This is a genomic window from Inhella crocodyli (assembly GCF_004004565.1).
Lineage (GTDB): Bacteria > Pseudomonadota > Gammaproteobacteria > Burkholderiales > Burkholderiaceae_C > Inhella > Inhella crocodyli.
Genome location: NZ_SACM01000005.1, coordinates 144,551 through 160,134 on the forward strand (window position 1 = coordinate 144,551; position 15,584 = coordinate 160,134).

At 67.5% G+C, this 15,584-nt stretch carries 16 protein-coding genes; 6 read left to right on the forward strand and 10 right to left on the reverse strand.

Annotated features, from left to right (window positions below; all coding sequences use genetic code 11):
• Positions 1–72: 72 nt before the first annotated feature.
• The 4 genes from pstB to phoR are packed head-to-tail and all read left to right on the forward strand — an operon-like array spanning position 73 to position 3,566.
• On the forward strand, positions 73–867 hold the full coding sequence (pstB, locus tag EOD73_RS15630; RefSeq protein WP_127683973.1) for a phosphate ABC transporter ATP-binding protein PstB: 795 nt from the start codon (positions 73–75) through the stop codon (positions 865–867).
• 13 nt (positions 868–880) lie between these two features.
• Positions 881–1,585: a phosphate signaling complex protein PhoU gene (phoU, locus tag EOD73_RS15635; protein WP_127683974.1), complete on the forward strand. Its 705-nt coding sequence runs from the start codon at positions 881–883 to the stop codon at positions 1,583–1,585.
• 44 nt (positions 1,586–1,629) lie between these two features.
• The gene (gene phoB, locus EOD73_RS15640; protein WP_127683975.1) at positions 1,630–2,322 is read left to right on the forward strand and encodes a phosphate regulon transcriptional regulator PhoB; all 693 of its coding nucleotides are present in this window, start codon (positions 1,630–1,632) and stop codon (positions 2,320–2,322) included.
• 5 nt (positions 2,323–2,327) lie between these two features.
• Positions 2,328–3,566: a phosphate regulon sensor histidine kinase PhoR gene (phoR, locus tag EOD73_RS15645; protein WP_127683976.1), complete on the forward strand. Its 1,239-nt coding sequence runs from the start codon at positions 2,328–2,330 to the stop codon at positions 3,564–3,566.
• A gap of 65 nt (positions 3,567–3,631) precedes the next feature.
• Here phoR and icd read toward each other — a convergent pair whose 3' ends face one another.
• The 3 genes from icd to hemN are packed head-to-tail and all read right to left on the reverse strand — an operon-like array spanning position 3,632 to position 6,965.
• Positions 3,632–4,885, reverse strand: a complete 1,254-nt coding sequence (gene icd, locus EOD73_RS15650) for an NADP-dependent isocitrate dehydrogenase (RefSeq protein WP_127683977.1) — start codon at positions 4,883–4,885, stop codon at positions 3,632–3,634.
• A gap of 47 nt (positions 4,886–4,932) precedes the next feature.
• Positions 4,933–5,586: a sulfite exporter TauE/SafE family protein gene (locus tag EOD73_RS15655; RefSeq protein WP_127683978.1), complete on the reverse strand. Its 654-nt coding sequence runs from the start codon at positions 5,584–5,586 to the stop codon at positions 4,933–4,935.
• Positions 5,586–6,965 (reverse strand): oxygen-independent coproporphyrinogen III oxidase, encoded by a 1,380-nt coding sequence (gene hemN, locus EOD73_RS15660; RefSeq protein ID WP_375137442.1) that lies wholly within the window; start codon positions 6,963–6,965, stop codon positions 5,586–5,588. The genes EOD73_RS15655 and hemN overlap by 1 nt, the downstream gene beginning before the upstream one ends.
• Positions 6,966–7,126: 161 nt before the next feature.
• Here hemN and fnr point away from each other — a divergent pair, with 161 nt between their 5' ends.
• Together fnr and EOD73_RS15670 are read left to right on the forward strand one after the other, a co-directional pair.
• Positions 7,127–7,864 (forward strand): fumarate/nitrate reduction transcriptional regulator Fnr, encoded by a 738-nt coding sequence (gene fnr, locus EOD73_RS15665; protein WP_127683980.1) that lies wholly within the window; start codon positions 7,127–7,129, stop codon positions 7,862–7,864.
• Between the two features lie 40 nt (positions 7,865–7,904).
• A complete protein-coding gene (locus EOD73_RS15670) occupies positions 7,905–9,203 on the forward strand; it encodes an NAD(P)/FAD-dependent oxidoreductase (protein ID WP_127683981.1) in 1,299 nt (432 codons plus the stop codon).
• Here EOD73_RS15670 and EOD73_RS15675 read toward each other — a convergent pair whose 3' ends face one another.
• From EOD73_RS15675 to ccoN, 7 genes are all read right to left on the reverse strand, one after another.
• Positions 9,204–10,571: a UDP-glucose dehydrogenase family protein gene (locus EOD73_RS15675; protein WP_127683982.1), complete on the reverse strand. Its 1,368-nt coding sequence runs from the start codon at positions 10,569–10,571 to the stop codon at positions 9,204–9,206. It lies immediately after the preceding gene.
• A gap of 109 nt (positions 10,572–10,680) precedes the next feature.
• Entirely contained in the window at positions 10,681–10,899 is a 219-nt protein-coding gene (locus EOD73_RS15680; RefSeq protein WP_127683983.1) for a hypothetical protein, read from the reverse strand.
• A gap of 30 nt (positions 10,900–10,929) precedes the next feature.
• Entirely contained in the window at positions 10,930–12,360 is a 1,431-nt protein-coding gene (ccoG, locus tag EOD73_RS15685; protein ID WP_127683984.1) for a cytochrome c oxidase accessory protein CcoG, read from the reverse strand.
• 7 nt (positions 12,361–12,367) lie between these two features.
• Positions 12,368–13,288 (reverse strand): cytochrome-c oxidase, cbb3-type subunit III, encoded by a 921-nt coding sequence (gene ccoP, locus EOD73_RS15690; protein WP_127683985.1) that lies wholly within the window; start codon positions 13,286–13,288, stop codon positions 12,368–12,370.
• Positions 13,281–13,454, reverse strand: a complete 174-nt coding sequence (locus tag EOD73_RS15695; RefSeq protein WP_127683986.1) for a cbb3-type cytochrome oxidase subunit 3 — start codon at positions 13,452–13,454, stop codon at positions 13,281–13,283. The genes ccoP and EOD73_RS15695 overlap by 8 nt, the downstream gene beginning before the upstream one ends.
• Positions 13,451–14,119, reverse strand: coding sequence for a cytochrome-c oxidase, cbb3-type subunit II (gene ccoO, locus EOD73_RS15700; protein ID WP_127683987.1), 669 nt, complete (start codon positions 14,117–14,119; stop codon positions 13,451–13,453). The genes EOD73_RS15695 and ccoO overlap by 4 nt, the downstream gene beginning before the upstream one ends.
• A gap of 10 nt (positions 14,120–14,129) precedes the next feature.
• On the reverse strand, positions 14,130–15,566 hold the full coding sequence (ccoN, locus tag EOD73_RS15705; RefSeq protein ID WP_127683988.1) for a cytochrome-c oxidase, cbb3-type subunit I: 1,437 nt from the start codon (positions 15,564–15,566) through the stop codon (positions 14,130–14,132).
• Positions 15,567–15,584: the final 18 nt, after the last annotated feature.

Genomic DNA, 15,584 nt, shown 5'->3' on the forward strand with positions numbered 1-15,584 from the left:
CCAGTCTCACTTTGATCGCCACCCCCCGAGGGGGCCTTCGGGCCCTCGGGACGGCCCAACGGACCCTAGACCATGCCCTCCACCATCACCCTGCCCCAGAACCCGCCTCCTTTGAAGGCGGAGGCCAAGAGCCTGGACTTCTACTACGGCGACTTCAAAGCGCTCAAGGGCGTGTCGATGCCCGTGTACGAGAACAAGGTCACCGCCCTGATCGGCCCCAGCGGCTGCGGCAAGAGCACCTTCTTGCGCTGTTTCAACCGCATGCACGACCTCTACCCGGGGCACCGCTACGACGGAAAGATCGAGCTCTACCCCGACAACGTCGACCTGCTGGACAAGCAGGTGGACCCCATCGAGGTGCGCATGCGCATCAGCATGGTGTTCCAGAAGCCCAACCCCTTCCCGAAGTCGATCTTCGAGAACGTGGCCTACGGCCTGAAGGTGCGCGGTGAAAAGAACCGCACCGTGCTGGAAGACAAGGTTGAGGTGGCCCTCAAGGGCGCCGCGCTGTGGAACGAGGTCAAAGACCGCCTGGACGACCTGGCGGTGAACCTGTCGGGCGGCCAGCAGCAGCGCCTGTGCATCGCCCGTGCCCTGGCCACCGACCCGGAAATCATCCTGTTCGACGAGCCCACCTCGGCCCTCGACCCCATCGCCACGGGCTCCATCGAAGAGCTGGTGGGCGAGATCAAGCACAAGGTCTCGATCCTCATCGTGACCCACAACATGCAGCAAGCCGCCCGCGTGAGCGACTTCACCGCCTACATGTACCTGGGCGAGTTGATGGAGTTCGGCGAAACCAACGACATCTTCATGAAGCCCAAGCGCAAAGAGACCGAGGACTACATCACCGGACGTTTCGGTTGACCAGGAGCACCCCATGAGCGACAAACACCTTTCGACCCAGTTCGACACCGAGCTGAGCGCCATCTCCACCCGTGTCTTGGAAATGGGCGGTTTGGTGGAGCAGCAAGTGGCCGCCGCCGTCGAGGCCCTGGGCAACTTCAGCGAAGCCATGGCCACGCAGGTCCTCAAGACCGAAGAGCGCGTCAACCAGATCGAGCTCGAAATCGACCGCGAGCTCTCGGGCATCATCGCCCGCCGCCAGCCCACGGCGCGCGACCTGCGCCTGCTGATCGGGGTGTCGAAAACCATCGGTAACCTGGAACGCGTCGGCGACGAAGCCGCCCGCATCGCGCGCATCACGCACCGACTCATCAGCAACGGCACCCACGGCCGCCTGTTCCCCACGACGCAAATGGGCTCCGAGGCCACCCTGGCCAACGCCTCGCTGCGCCGTGCGCTCGACGCCTTTGCCCGCTTGGACGTGAACCTGGCGATGCAGGTCATCAAGCAGGACAACGAGATCGACGCCGAGTTCGACGGCCTGATGCGCAAACTGGTCACCTACATGATGGAAGACCCCCGCACCATCAGCGCCTCCATCGACCTGGTGTTCGTCGCCAAGTCCTTGGAGCGCGTGGGCGACCACGCCAAGAACCTGGCCGAGCAGGTGATCTACATCGTCAAAGGCGCCGACGTGCGGCACACGCCGCCCGAAGGCCTGGAGTCGGCCGTCAGCTGATGCCCCGGCCCCGGCAAGGGGCCCTTCCAACGAAAGCAAACACCATGGGACGCGTCCTCGTCGTGGAAGACGAGCTGGCGATAGCGGAGCTCATTGCCCTGCACCTTCGCCATGAGGGGCACCAGCCCCGCATGGCCGCCAGCGCAGCGGAGGCCTTGGCCGCCGTGACCGAACAACTGCCGGACCTCGTGATCCTGGACTGGATGCTGCCCGGCGACCCGGGCACCACCCTGCTGCAACGCTGGCGGCAGGACCCGCGCACCAAGACCCTGCCGGTCATCATGCTCACGGCCCGGGTGCAGGAGAGCGACAAGATTCGCGGGCTGGACGCCGGGGCCGACGACTACCTGACCAAACCTTTCTCGCCGGGTGAGTTGATGGCCCGCGTGCGCGCCCTGCTGCGGCGGCGCGCGCCCGAAGCCCTGGAAGCCGCTTTGCAAATCGGGCCGCTGCGCCTGGACCCGGCGGCACGCCGTGTCTACCACCTGGAGACCGAGCTGCACTTGGGCCCGACCGAGTTCCGCCTGCTGCGCTTCATGATGAGCCACCCCGAGCGCGTGCACACCCGCGCCCAGTTGCTGGACAAGGTCTGGGGCGATCACGTGTTCATCGAAGAACGCACGGTGGACGTGCACATCAAGCGCTTGCGCGACGCCCTGTCGCCGGCCGGCTGCGCCGAGCTGATCGAAACCGTCCGCGGCTCTGGCTATCGCCTGAGCCAATCGCAAGCCGGCTGAGCCCCATGGAATGGCTCGGTTGGAGCGTGGCTTTGGCGGCCGGCGCGGGCAGCGCCTGGGCGCTCGAGCGCTGGCGCTTGCATCGCCTGCTGCGCTGGGTGGGGCGCGACCCAGCCTCGCCAGCGCCGGCCCTGCACGGTGCGCACGGCGAGCTGGCCTACCGCATCGAGAAGGCGCTGCGCGTGCGCGAGTCGCGCGCCCAGCGCGAGCGGCAACGGCGCGAACAGTTCCTGCAAGCCCTGGAGGCCTACCCCAACGGCCTGGTGCTGCTGGACGCCGAGGACCAGATCCAATGGCTCAACCCGGTGGCGGGCGAGCACCTGGGCCTGGACCTGCGCCGCGACCTGCAACAGAACGTCCGCAACCTGGTGCGCGCGCCCGCCTTTGTCGAACTGCTGGCGCGACCCGACCGCGAGGGCCAAGCCTTGATCGCCTTGCACCAAGGCGAACTCAAGCTGGCGGTGTCGCTGCGCCGTTATGGCGACGACGGCCGGGGCGCGATGAGCCTGCTCGTGTCGCGCGACGTCACGGAATCGGCCCGCATGGAACGCATGCGGCGCGACTTCGTGGCCAACGTCTCGCACGAGATCCGCAGCCCACTGACGGTGCTCAGCGGCTTCCTAGAGAGCTTGCAGCAGTTGCCCCTGGATCCCGACGAACAACGGCACATCCATGGCCTGATGCAGCAGCAGACACAGCGCATGCAAGCCCTGGTGACCGACTTGCTGACCTTGGCCCAGCTGGAGGGCAGCCCACTGCCGGTCGCTGAAACCCGGTTCGCCCTGCGCCCCTTGTTGGAACGGCTTCTGGCCGACGCAAGGGCACTGGACGAAGGGCGGCACCCCATCGAGGCCGAGGGCTTGGACGAGGCCGAAGGCTGGCAGATGGCCGGGCCCGAAGGCGAGTGGCACAGCGCCTTCGGCAACCTCGTCTCCAACGCGCTGCGCTACACGCCCCCCGGCGGCCGCGTGCGCCTGCAGTGGCGTGCGCTGGCACAAGGCGGCGGCGAGTTCGCCGTCCACGACGAGGGCGTGGGCATCGCGGCCGAGCACCTGCCGCGGTTGACCGAGCGCTTCTACCGCGTGGATGCCAGCCGCTCCCGCGGCACCGGTGGCACCGGCCTGGGCCTGGCCATCGTCAAGCACGTGCTGCAGCGCCACGGGGCCGAGTTGGACATCCAGTCGCAACCCGGTGTGGGCAGCCGATTTGCCATCCGCGTGCCCGCCAGTCAGCTTCAACGCTGAGCGCCCAAGAAAAAGCCCCGCCCGAGCCAAGCTCGGCGGGGCTTTGCTTCTGGCGGGGCCAGGGCTTACATGTGGTCGATCATGACCTGGCCGAAGCCCGAGCACGACACCTGCGTCGCGCCTTCCATCAGGCGGGCGAAGTCGTATGTGACCTTCTTGCTCAGGATGGCCTTTTCCATCGCGCTGATGATGGTGTCGGCGGCTTCCGTCCAGCCCATGTGGCGCAGCATCATTTCGGCCGAGAGGATTTCGGAACCGGGGTTCACGTAGTCCTTGCCGGCGTACTTCGGCGCGGTGCCGTGCGTGGCTTCGAACATGGCGATGGAGTCGCTCAGGTTCGCGCCCGGGGCGATGCCGATGCCGCCCACTTGCGCGGCCAGGGCGTCGGAGATGTAGTCACCGTTCAGGTTCAGCGTGGCGATCACGCTGTACTCGGCCGGGCGCAGGATGATCTGCTGCAAGAAGGCGTCGGCGATGGAATCCTTGACGGTGATTTCCTTGCCGGTCTTCGGATTCTTGAACTTGCACCACGGGCCGCCGTCGATCAGCTCAGCGCCGAACTCCTTCTGCGCCAGGGCGTAGGCCCAGTCGCGGAAGCCGCCTTCGGTGAACTTCATGATGTTGCCCTTGTGCACGATGGTCACGCTGGGCTTGTCGTTGTCGATCGCGTACTGGATGGCCTTGCGCACCAGGCGCTCGGTGCCCTCTTGGCTGACCGGCTTGATGCCGATGCCCGAGCTTTCCGGGAAGCGGATCTTCTTGACACCGAACTCGGTCTGCAGAAAGCCGATCAGCTTCTTGGCCTTGTCGCTGCGGGCTTCGAACTCGATGCCGGCGTAGATGTCTTCCGAGTTCTCGCGGAAGATGACCATGTCCACCTTGTGCGGCTCTTTGACCGGGCTGGGCACGCCGTCGAAGTACTGCACGGGGCGCAGGCACACGTACAGGTCGAGCTCTTGGCGCAGGGCCACGTTCAGCGAACGGATGCCGCCGCCCACGGGCGTGGTCAGCGGGCCCTTGATCGACACCACGTAGTCCTTCAGGACTTGCAGGGTTTCTTCCGGCAGCCAGACGTCGGGACCGTAGACCTTGGTCGACTTCTCGCCGGCGTAGATCTCCATCCAGTGGATCTTCTTGGCGCCGCCGTAGGCCTTGGCCACAGCCGCGTCCACCACCTTGATCATCACGGGGGTGATGTCAAAACCGGTGCCATCGCCCTCGATGTACGGAATGATGGGGTTGTTCGGGACGTTGAGCGAGAAGTCGGCGTTGACCGTGATCTTCTGGCCGCCTTCGGGCACTTTGATGTGCTGGTACATGGATGGACGCTCCAAGCGCGGGTGGGAAAACAATTAGACGCGGGATTCTAGGTACACCAGGCGACGACTTGCGCCCAAAGCCCATGGCCCAAGGCCCAGGCGGAACCGGCGACCAGCATGAGTCCGGCCAAGCGCGGCGCCCACAAGGTGCCATCGCGCCGGGCCACGAGGCGGCGCAGCGCCACCGGGGCCAGCACGAGCCCAGGGCTCGAGGCCAGCGCAAAAGTTGCCATGGCCGAAGCCCCACCCCAGGGGGTGTTCGCCAGCGCGGCCACGAGCAGGCTGCCCTGCAGGACCCCACAGGGCCAGGCGAACCACAACAGGCCGCTGCCGGCGGCCCGCGACCATCGCACGGGGGCGCCGCTGGGGCCGCTGCCATGCCGCCCCAACCAGCCTGGCCACTGCGCCCGCACCAGCAACCACAGGCCCAAGCCCAACAGGGCCACCTGCAGGAGGGTCCACAAGGGACGCAGGGCGCTGCTCCACTGGCTGGCCTCGCGCAACAGGCCCATGCTGGCGGCCGCCACCGCTCCGGCCGCGGCATAACCCAAGACGCGGCCCACCTGGAACGCGGCCACCGACCCAGGCCGATCGCCCCCGCCTGCCACCGCGGCGCAGGGGGCGCCGCACATCAACGCGCAATGCGGCACGCTGGCCAATCCCATCAGGCCCAGGGTGCCGGTCAGCGCGAGGTCGAGCATCAGATGATTTTGGAATACCGCTCGCGGGCCCGGTCGGCTTGCAGGTGGCGGTCGAACACGGCAGCCACCGAGCGCACGAAGAACCAGCCCAGGGGCGTGACGTCCACCGCCTGGTCGCTGATCTGCACCAGCCCATCGGCCGCCTGCGAGGCCAGGGCCTCCAGCTCCTGCGCGAAGTAGACCTTCGGGTCGATCAGGTGCGCATCGGCCAGGGCCTGGAAGTCAAGGCGCCCCTGGCACATGAGCGCCATGATGGCGCTGCGCCGCACCAGGTCGTCCCGGGTGGAAGCAATGCCCCGCACCACCGGCCATTGGCCCTGGGCCAGGGCGTCGGCGTACTCCTCGATGGTCTTGGCGTTCTGGGCAAAGGTCGGGCCCACGCGGCTGATGGCCGACACGCCCAGCCCGATGAGATCGCCATCCGGCTGCACGGTGTAACCCTGGAAGTTCCGGTGCAAGCGGCCTTGGCGCTTGGCCTGCGCCAGGGCATCGCCCGGCAAGGCGAAGTGGTCCATGCCGATGTGCTCGTAGCCGGCCGCCAAGAAGGCGGCGATGGCGTCGGCGTGCAGTTGCAAGCGCACGTCGGCCGCCGGGATGTCGGTGGTGTGGATGCGGCGTTGCGCCTTGAAGCGGGTGGGCAGGTGGGCGTAGGCGTACAGGGCGATCCGGTCCGGCCGCAGTTGCACCACCTGGGCCAGGGTCTTGGCAAAGCTCTGCGCGGTTTGCAGGGGCAGGCCGCAAATCAGGTCCATGTTGACGGAGGCGAAACCCAGCTCCCGCGCATCGCGCATCAGCTGGGCCACCTGCTCGAAGGGCTGCACCCGGTGCACGGCCTGCTGCACCTTGGGGTCGAAATCCTGCACGCCATAGCTGATGCGGTTGAACCCCAGCGACTGCAAATGCGCCAAGCGCGCGCGGGTCACGGTGCGCGGGTCGATCTCGATGGACGCCTCGATCCCGGGCAACCACTCAAAGGCATCGCGCAGGCGAGCCGCCAACTGCGAGAGCTCGTCGTCGCTCAGGAACGTGGGGGTGCCACCCCCGAAGTGCAACTGCGACACCGCAGCGCGCGAGCCCAGGTTGCGGGTCCACAGGTCGATTTCGGCATCCAGCAACTTCAAGTACTCGGCGCCGCGCTCGTGGTGCTTGGTGACGATCTTGTTGCAGGCGCAGTAGTAGCAAAGCGACTCGCAGAAGGGCACGTGCACGTAAACCGACAGCGGCGCCACCTTGCCCGGCCCCTGCGCCCGCTGCACCAAGGCCTGCAGGTGTTGCTCTGGCCCGTGGGCCTCGACGAAACGATCGGCTGTGGGGTAGCTGGTGTAACGAGGCCCTGCACTGCCCAAGCGGTCCAACAGGGCCGGCGGCAGGAATTGCACCGGGGCGCCGGGTTCGAACGGGGCGCGGGAGGTCTGCGTGGGCGCGGAAAGGGGCTGCGTGCTCATGGCGGCATCCTGCCGAAAACCCCAAACTGGCACCTTGATCTTCCGCAAGGGAGCCTGTCAGGCTGGCGCCAGTCAGACGTTGCAGAATGTCAGGCATGCACACCGCCCTGCCCCCCATTCGCACCGAACCGCTGCGCACCGCTTGCTCGGCCTGCAATCTGCGCGAACTTTGCCTGCCCCTGGGCCTGAGCAGTGCCGACATGGAGAAGCTGGACGGCTTGATCAGCACGCGGCGCACGGTCCCTCGCGGGGAGAGCCTGTTCCGGGCGAACGAGCCCTTCCATGCGCTGTACGCCGTACGCACCGGTTTTTTCAAGACCTGCCTCAGCGCCGAAGACGGGCGGGTGCAGGTCACCGGCTTCCAGATGGCCGGTGAACTCCTGGGCTTGGACGGCATCGGCAGCGGCAACCACACGGTGGACGCCCAGGCGCTGGAAGACTCGTCGGTGTGCGTGCTGCCCTTCTCCGACCTGGAGAACCTGGCGCGCGAGTTCGGTGCGCTGCAGATGCAGCTGCACAAGATCATGAGCCGCGAGATCGTGCGCGACCACGGCGTCATGATGCTGCTGGGCAGCATGCGCGCCGAGGAGCGCGTGGCCGCCTTCTTGCTGAACCTGACCCAGCGCCTGCAAGCCCGCGGCTACTCGGCCAACGAGGTGGTGCTGCGCATGACGCGCGAAGAGATCGGCTCCTACCTGGGCTTGAAGCTGGAAACGGTGAGCCGCACCTTCAGCCGCTTCCAGGACGACGGCATCTTGGACGTCAAGCAGCGTCAGATCACCGTCAAATCGCCCGAGGCCCTGCAGCGCCTGGTGTCCACCGCCGCCTGCTGAGGTTTTGCTGCACTGCACAAAGCAGGCGTAGCATGGGCCCATGCCCGATGCCCAACGCCCGCAAGTGCTCATCGTGGGGTGCGGCTTCGGCGGCCTGGAGGCCGCCCGAGCCCTTCGCCACGCCCCGGTCGACGTGACGATCGTCGATCGCAGCAACCACCACCTGTTCCAGCCCCTGCTCTACCAAGTCGCCACCGGCGGCTTGTCGGCCCCGTCGATTGCCGCGCCGGCGCGCAGCTTGTTCCGCGGCCAACGCAACGTGACCACCTTGCTGGGCGAGGTGGTGGGGATCGACGCCGACGCGCGCCTCGTGCAGCTGGCCGACGGTCGCCAGTTGCCCTTCGATCACCTGATCGTCGCGGCAGGCGCCACCCACAGCTACTTCGGTCGCGACGACTGGGCGGCGCACGCCCCGGGCCTGAAGAGCCTGGACGACGCCTTTGAGATCCGACGCCGGCTGCTGCTGGCGTTCGAGCAGGCCGAACTGCGGGCCGACACCGAGGCGCTGAACTTCGTGGTCGTGGGCGGTGGCCCCACGGGGGTCGAACTGGCGGGCACCATGGCCGAGATCGCCCGCCACACCCTGCGCGACGAGTTCCGTCGCATCGACCCTGCCCGCGCCCGCGTGGTGCTGCTGGAGGGCGGCCCCCGCGTGCTCGCCGCCATGCCCGAGGGCCTGAGCGAGAGCGCCCGCCAGCAGCTGCAGCGCTTGGGCGTGGACGTGCGCACCGGGGCCCGCGTGACGGCCATCGACGCCGAAGGCCTGCAGGTCGACGGGGCCGATGGCCCCTACCGACTGGCCAGCGCCTGCACCGTGTGGGCGGCCGGCGTGGCCGCCTCGCCCCTGGGCCGCGTGCTGGCCGGGGCCACGGGCTGCGCCCTGGACCGGGCCGGTCGGGTCCTGGTGGCGCCCGATCTCAGCCTGCCGGGTCACCCCGCGATCAGCGTGATCGGCGACCTGGCCGCCGCGCAGAGCCATGTCGCGGGCCGTCCCCCCAAACCCGTGCCCGGCGTGTCGCCGGGCGCCAAGCAGATGGGGCGAACGGCCGCGCGCAACCTGCTGGCGCGGCTGGACGGCAAGCCCACGCAGGCCTTCCGCTACCGCGACTACGGCAACCTGGCCACCCTGGGGCGGCACAGCGCCGTGGTCGACCTGGCCACCCCCCTGGGCCCGCTGCGCTTTTCGGGCTGGGCGGCCTGGGTGTTCTGGCTCTTCGCCCACGTGTACTTTTTGATCGGCTTTCGCAACCGCCTGGTGGTGCTGATGGACTGGGCCTGGGCGTACTGGACGCACGAGCGCCACGCCCGCGTCGTCACCACCCTGCAGCCGCGCGAGTGATCAGGCGCGCAGGCGCTCGGGCGCCGCGGCCAGCAGGGATGGCGCCGTGCCGCGGCCGATGCCCACGTGCTCGAAACCCAGCGCCCGCACCGTGGCCGGGTCGTAGAGGTTGCGACCGTCGTAAACGATGGGCTGCGCCATCGCGGCCCGCAATCGCTCGAAGTCCGGGCTGCGGAATTCGCGCCACTCGGTGACCACGAGGAGGGCATCCGCCCCACGCGCGGCGGCGTACGGGTCGGGCGCGTACTGCAAGCCGCTCAGGTCGGGCCAGCGGGCGGCCGCGCTGGCCATGGCGATCGGGTCGTAGCCCGCCACCTCGGCGCCGCGGGCCAGCAGCTCTTCGATCAGCACGCGGCTCGGCGCTTCGCGCACGTCGTCGGTTCCCGGCTTGAAGGCCAAGCCCCACACGGCAAAGCGCCGGCCGCGCAAGTCCGGGCCGAAGCGCTGCACCACGCGCGCCGCCAACAGCTGGCGTTGCCGGTCGTTGACGGCCAGCGTGGCGTCCAGCAACTGGGAGCCCACGCCATGGGTGTGGCCCAGGTGGGCCAGGGCCTTGACGTCCTTGGGGAAACACGAGCCGCCCCACCCGCAGCCCGCGTACAGAAAGTGCGTGCCAATGCGCGGGTCGCTGCCCACGCCCTGGCGCACCTGCTCGACGTCGGCACCGACCGCGTCGGCGAGCAGCGCCATTTCGTTCATGAAACTGATGCGCAGGGCCAGCATGGCGTTGGCGGCGTACTTGGTCAGCTCGGCGCTGCGCGCGTCCATGGTCAAGAGGCGATCGCGGTTGCGCAGGAAAGGCGCGTACAGCGAGCGCAGCATGTACATCGCACGGTCGTCGTCGGCGCCCACGATCACGCGGTCGGGCGACATGAAGTCGTCGACGGCAGCGCCCTCCTTCAGAAACTCCGGGTTGGACACCACCGAGAAGGGCAGCACCGCCGCCCGCTGGTGCAACTCGCTGGCGATGACACCGCGCACCCGCTCGGCCGAGCCCACGGGCACCGTGCTCTTGTTGACCACCACCTTGTAATCGTTCATGTACCGGCCGATGCTGCTCGCGGCCGCCAACACGTGGCGCAGGTCGGCCGAGCCGTCTTCCGCCGACGGCGTGCCCACGGCGATGAACACGATGGAGCCGTGCGCCACGGCGGCGGCGGCATCGGTGTCGAAGCGCAAGCGGCCGGCGGCCAGGTTGCGCGCCACCAAGTCGGCCAGGCCCGGCTCGTGGATGGGCATCTCGGCCCGCTGCAAGCCGGCGACGCGGGCCTCGTCCACGTCCAGACCGACCACGCTGTTGCCCATTTCCGCCAAGCAGGCGGCGGTGACGAGGCCCACATAGCCTGCGCCGATCACGGTGATCTTCATGCGTGCTCCAAGCGCCAGGAGGGCGCCTGGGCATGGTGCAAAGCGGCCGTGACGCCGCCATGACGCCACCGTGAAGCTTGGGTGTCGCTTCAGCGACGCCCGGTGTGGGTCAGCGTTTGCCGCCCGTGGCAGCGTGGTTGCGCGCTTCCACCGCCGGCCGCTCGGGCGCCTGCTTGGCTTGAGGCTGGATGACCTCGTCGGCGTTGCGGATGGCGATCACGGCCGTCGTCGTGCCGGCCACCACGGCCGACAGCGGCAAAGCCAACACCAAGAACATGAATCGGGTGCGCCACCAAGGTTGACGCGGCATGGGGTTGCGGGGGTTCATGGCATGACTCCAAGCGGTGCGGGCACCCGGTCAGCGGGGCACGACGAAGGTGGACGATTCGATCACTGCCAACGCGCCGTCGCGTTCCGAGGCGAGCCGCTCGACCACGAAGCGAACCGGGTGGGCGCCGTCTTTCGGCGGCGCGGTGTTGGCCGGCAGGTGCACGCTGACCGGCACCCAGCGCGCCTCGATGCTGGCCAGTTGAACCTCGGCCGGTGTGCCGAGTTGCAGGCCCGGTACGTCTTGGCTCTCCACGCGAATGCGGTAGGTTTGGCCGCGCTCGACGAGGTTCATCAGCTGCAGGCGGTACACGTTTTCCAACTGGCCCTGCTCGTTCCAGCGCGCCAAGGCGCCTCGGTCGCGCACGACGTCGAACCGCAGCGGCGGGCGCATCCACAAGCTCACGCCCACGGCCGCGATGATGAGCCACATCACCGCGGTGTACACCCACACGCGCGGCCGCAGCACGCGCAGGAACTCGGTCTTGCGGTCCAGGTGCTGCTCGATGCCGTTCTCGGTGTCGTAGCGCACCAAGCCACGTGCGTAGCCCATCTTGTCCATGACCTGGTCGCAGGCGTCCACGCAGGCGGCGCAGCCGATGCACTCGTACTGCAGCCCCTTGCGGATGTCGATGCCGGTCGGACAGACCTGCACGCACAGGCCGCAATCGATGCAATCGCCCAGGTTCTTCGCCTTCAGGTCGTCCTTGCGCCCGCGGGGCCCGCGCGGCTCGCCGCGTTCTGCATCGTAGCCAATGATGAGCGTGTCGCGGTCGAACATCGCGCTCTGGAATCGCGCGTACGGGCACATGTACTTGCACACCTGCTCGCGCAGAAAGCCGGCGTTGCCCCAGGTGGCCAGGCTGTAGAAAAAGATCCAAAAGGTCTGCCACGGGCCCAGGTTCGCCGTGATCACCTCCGACGCCAGCGTTCGGATGGGCGTGAAGTAGCCCACGAAGGTGAAGCCCGTGATGAGCGCGATGGCCAACCACGCGCCGTGCTTGCTGACCCGGCGCCAGACCTTGTCCCAGGTCCACGGCGCCGTGTCCAGGCGCTCGCGCTGGATCTTGCTGCCATCGATCTTCTGCTCGACCCACAGGAAGATGGACGTGTAGACCGTTTGCGGGCAGGCGTACCCGCACCACAAACGCCCGGCCACCGCGGTGAACAGGAACAGCGCATAGGCGCAAACGACCAGCAGCGCCGTGAGGTAGATGAAGTCCTGCGGGTAGAACACCAAGCCCAGCAGGTAAAAGCGCCGGGCCTCCAGGTCGAACAGCACCGCCTGGCGGCTGCCCATCTCGGTGGCCCATTGCAGCCATGGCAAGCCGTAGAACACGGCCTGCGTGAGGAACACGAACACCCAGCGCCAGCTTTGGAACCGGCCGTGAATCTCGCGGGGGTGGATCTTCTGGCGCTTCTTGTAAAGCGACACCACCGCTGGCGCAGGGGAGGTGCTCATCGTGCCCTTACTTGGCAGCCACGGCGGCCGACTTCGGCGCCGACAGGCTCCAGACGTAGCCCGCCAGCACGTGGATTTGCTCGGGCGTCAGCAACTGGTTCTGCGCCGGCATCACGTTGTGCTTGCCGTTCTGGATCATGGCCAGGATGGCGGCCTCGCCCCAGCCGTGCAGCCAGATCTTGTCGTTCAAGCGAGGCGCGCCCAAGGCCGTGTTGCCCTCGCCCTTGCTGCCGTGGCACGCCGCGCAGGCGGCGAACTTCGGTTGACCCAGTTGGGCCTTCAGGCTGTCGTGGGCGCTGCCGGACAAGCTCAGCACGTAGTGGGCCAGGTTGCGCTGGTCCTCGCTGCCGCCGACGGCAGCGGCCATCGGGGGCATGTTGCCCTCGCGGCCTTGCGCGATGGTTTGCTTGATGGTGTCGAACTGCCCGCCCCACAGCCAGTCGCTGTCGGTCAAATTCGGGAAGCCCTTGCTGCCCTTGGCGTCAGAGCCGTGGCACTGCGCGCAGTTGTTGATGAACAAGCGCTGGCCGATGGCCATGGCCTCTGGCTGCTGGGCCAATTGCTCGGGCCCCATGGCCGTGAACTTGGCGTACAGCGGGGCCACCTTGGCGTTGGCCGCATCTTGTTCGGCCTGCAACTGGCCCTCTTGGCTCCACTTGAGCGCGCCAGCCGACGAGCCCAACCCGGGGTAGAAGTACAGGTAGATGGCCGCGAACACCACGGTGATGATGAACAGGCCCAGCCACCACCGGGGCAGCGGGTTGTTCATTTCACGCAGGTCCTCGTCCCACACGTGGCCGGTGGTGCCGTCGTCGGACATCGCGGTCGTTTTGCTGCTCGCGATCAGCAGCCACAGGCAAAAGGCCAGGCCCAGGACGGTCACGATCGCGACGTACCACGACCATCCGCTGGAGAAAAAGTCACTCACGAGGGGCTCCTTGCTGAGTAGTCTCGTCGTCGGTAAAGGGCAACGCGGCGGCCTGCGCGTGGCTGGACTGCTCGGCGGGGCGCCAGGTGCGCCACACCACCAGCACGAAGGCCACGAAGCCCAGCAGCGTGGCGGCGCTGCGCAGCGTGTTCAGGTCCCAATTCATGGCGTGACCCCCGACGAAGCGGCCGCCTGCTGGGCCTTGGCCGCTTCACGCGGTGCCGTGCCCATGACCTGCAGGTAGGCGATCAAGGCTTCCATCTCGGTCTTGCCCTTCACGGCCTCCCCCGCGGCCTCGATCTCGCTGTCGCTGTAGGGCACTCCCACCAAGCGCAGGGCCTTCATGCGAGGCGCCATGCCAGCGGGGTTGACCGTGGCCGTCGCCAACCAGGGGTAGGCCGGCATGTTGGACTCGGGCACCAGGTCGCGCGGGTTCGTCAGGTGGAGGCGGTGCCACTCGTCCGAGTACCGGCCGCCCACGCGGTGCAGGTCGGGGCCCGTGCGCTTGCTGCCCCACTGGAAGGGGTGGTCGTACACGAACTCACCCGCCTTGCTGTACTCGCCGTAGCGCAGGGTCTCGGCGCGGAAGGGGCGAATCATCTGCGAGTGGCAGTTGTAGCAACCCTCGCGGAGGTAGACATCGCGCCCGGCCAGTTGCAGGGCGCTATACGGCTTAAGGCCGGGCGCCGCTTCCGTGGTGCTGCGCTGGAAGAAGAGCGGCACGATCTCAACCAGGCCGCCGAAGGCGACGGCCACGAGGATCAGCACGATCATCAGGAAGTTGTTGGTCTCGATGCGCTCGTGACCGCGAACAGGCTTGTTGTCAGCCATGGGGTTCTCCTTAAGCCGCGGCCAGTTTGGGGGCCGTCACCAGGGCCTTGCGGCCCTTGACGGTCATCCAAACGTTCCAGGCCATCACGAACATCCCGCTCAGGTACAGCAAGCCGCCGACCAAACGGATCAGGTAGTAGGGGTAGGTGGCCTTCACGCTCTCGACGAAGCTGTAAACCAGCGTGCCGTCGGCGTGCGTGGCGCGCCACATCAGGCCCTGCATGACGCCGGCGATCCACATCGCGGCGATGTACAGCACGATGCCCAAGGTGGCGATCCAGAAGTGCAGCTCGATGGCGCGCTTGCTGTGCATGCCCGGCAGGCCCCACAGGCGCGGGATCAGCGAGTACAGCGCGCCCATCGACACCAAGCCCACCCAGCCCAAGGCACCGCTGTGCACGTGGCCGATGGTCCAGTCGGTGTAGTGGCTCAGGGCGTTCACCGTCTTGATGGACATCATGGGGCCCTCGAAGGTGCTCATGCCGTAGAACGACAGGGACACGATCAAGAACTTGAGCACCGGGTCGTCGCGCAGTTTGTGCCACGCCCCGCTCAAGGTCATGATGCCGTTGATCATGCCGCCCCAGCTGGGGGCCAGCAGCACCAAGCTGAACACCATGCCCAGGCTTTGCGCCCAGTCGGGCAAGGCCGTGTAGTGCAGGTGGTGCGGACCCGCCCACATGTACGTGAAGATCAGGGCCCAGAAGTGCACGATGGACAGGCGGTAGCTGTACACCGGCCGTTCGGCCTGCTTGGGGATGTAGTAGTACATGATCCCCAGGAAACCGGCCGTCAGGAAGAAGCCCACGGCGTTGTGGCCGTACCACCACTGCACCATGGCGTCTTGCACGCCGGCATAGGCGCTGTAGCTCTTCCAGAAGCTCACCGGCACGGCCGCGCTGTTCACGATGTGCAGCAGGGCCACCGTGATGATGAAGGCACCGAAGAACCAGTTGGCCACGTAGATGTGCTTGACCTTGCGGATGCCCACCGTGCCGAAGAAAACGACGGCGTAGGCGACCCACACGACCGCGATCAGCAAGTCGATGGGCCACTCCAACTCGGCGTATTCCTTGCCGCTGGTGATGCCCAGCGGCAGCGTCACCGCGGCCAGCAAGATGATGAGCTGCCAGCCCCAGAACGTGAACCACGCCAACTTGGGCAGGAACAGGCGGGTGAGGCCGGTGCGCTGCACCACGTGGTAGCTGGTGGCGAACAGCACGCTGCCACCGAACGCGAAGATCACCGCGTTCGTGTGCAAGGGTCGCAGTCGGCCGTAGCTGAGCCAAGAAATGCCAGCAGTGAGGTCGGGGAAGGCCAGTTGGGCGGCAATCACCACCCCCACCAGCATGCCCACGATGCCCCAAACGACCGCCATCAGCGCAAAGGCGCGGACGGGGCCGTCTTCGTAGGCGGCCACTGCCGCCCGGGTGTCAGGTCGCGTCATCGAAGAAGTCCTCCATGG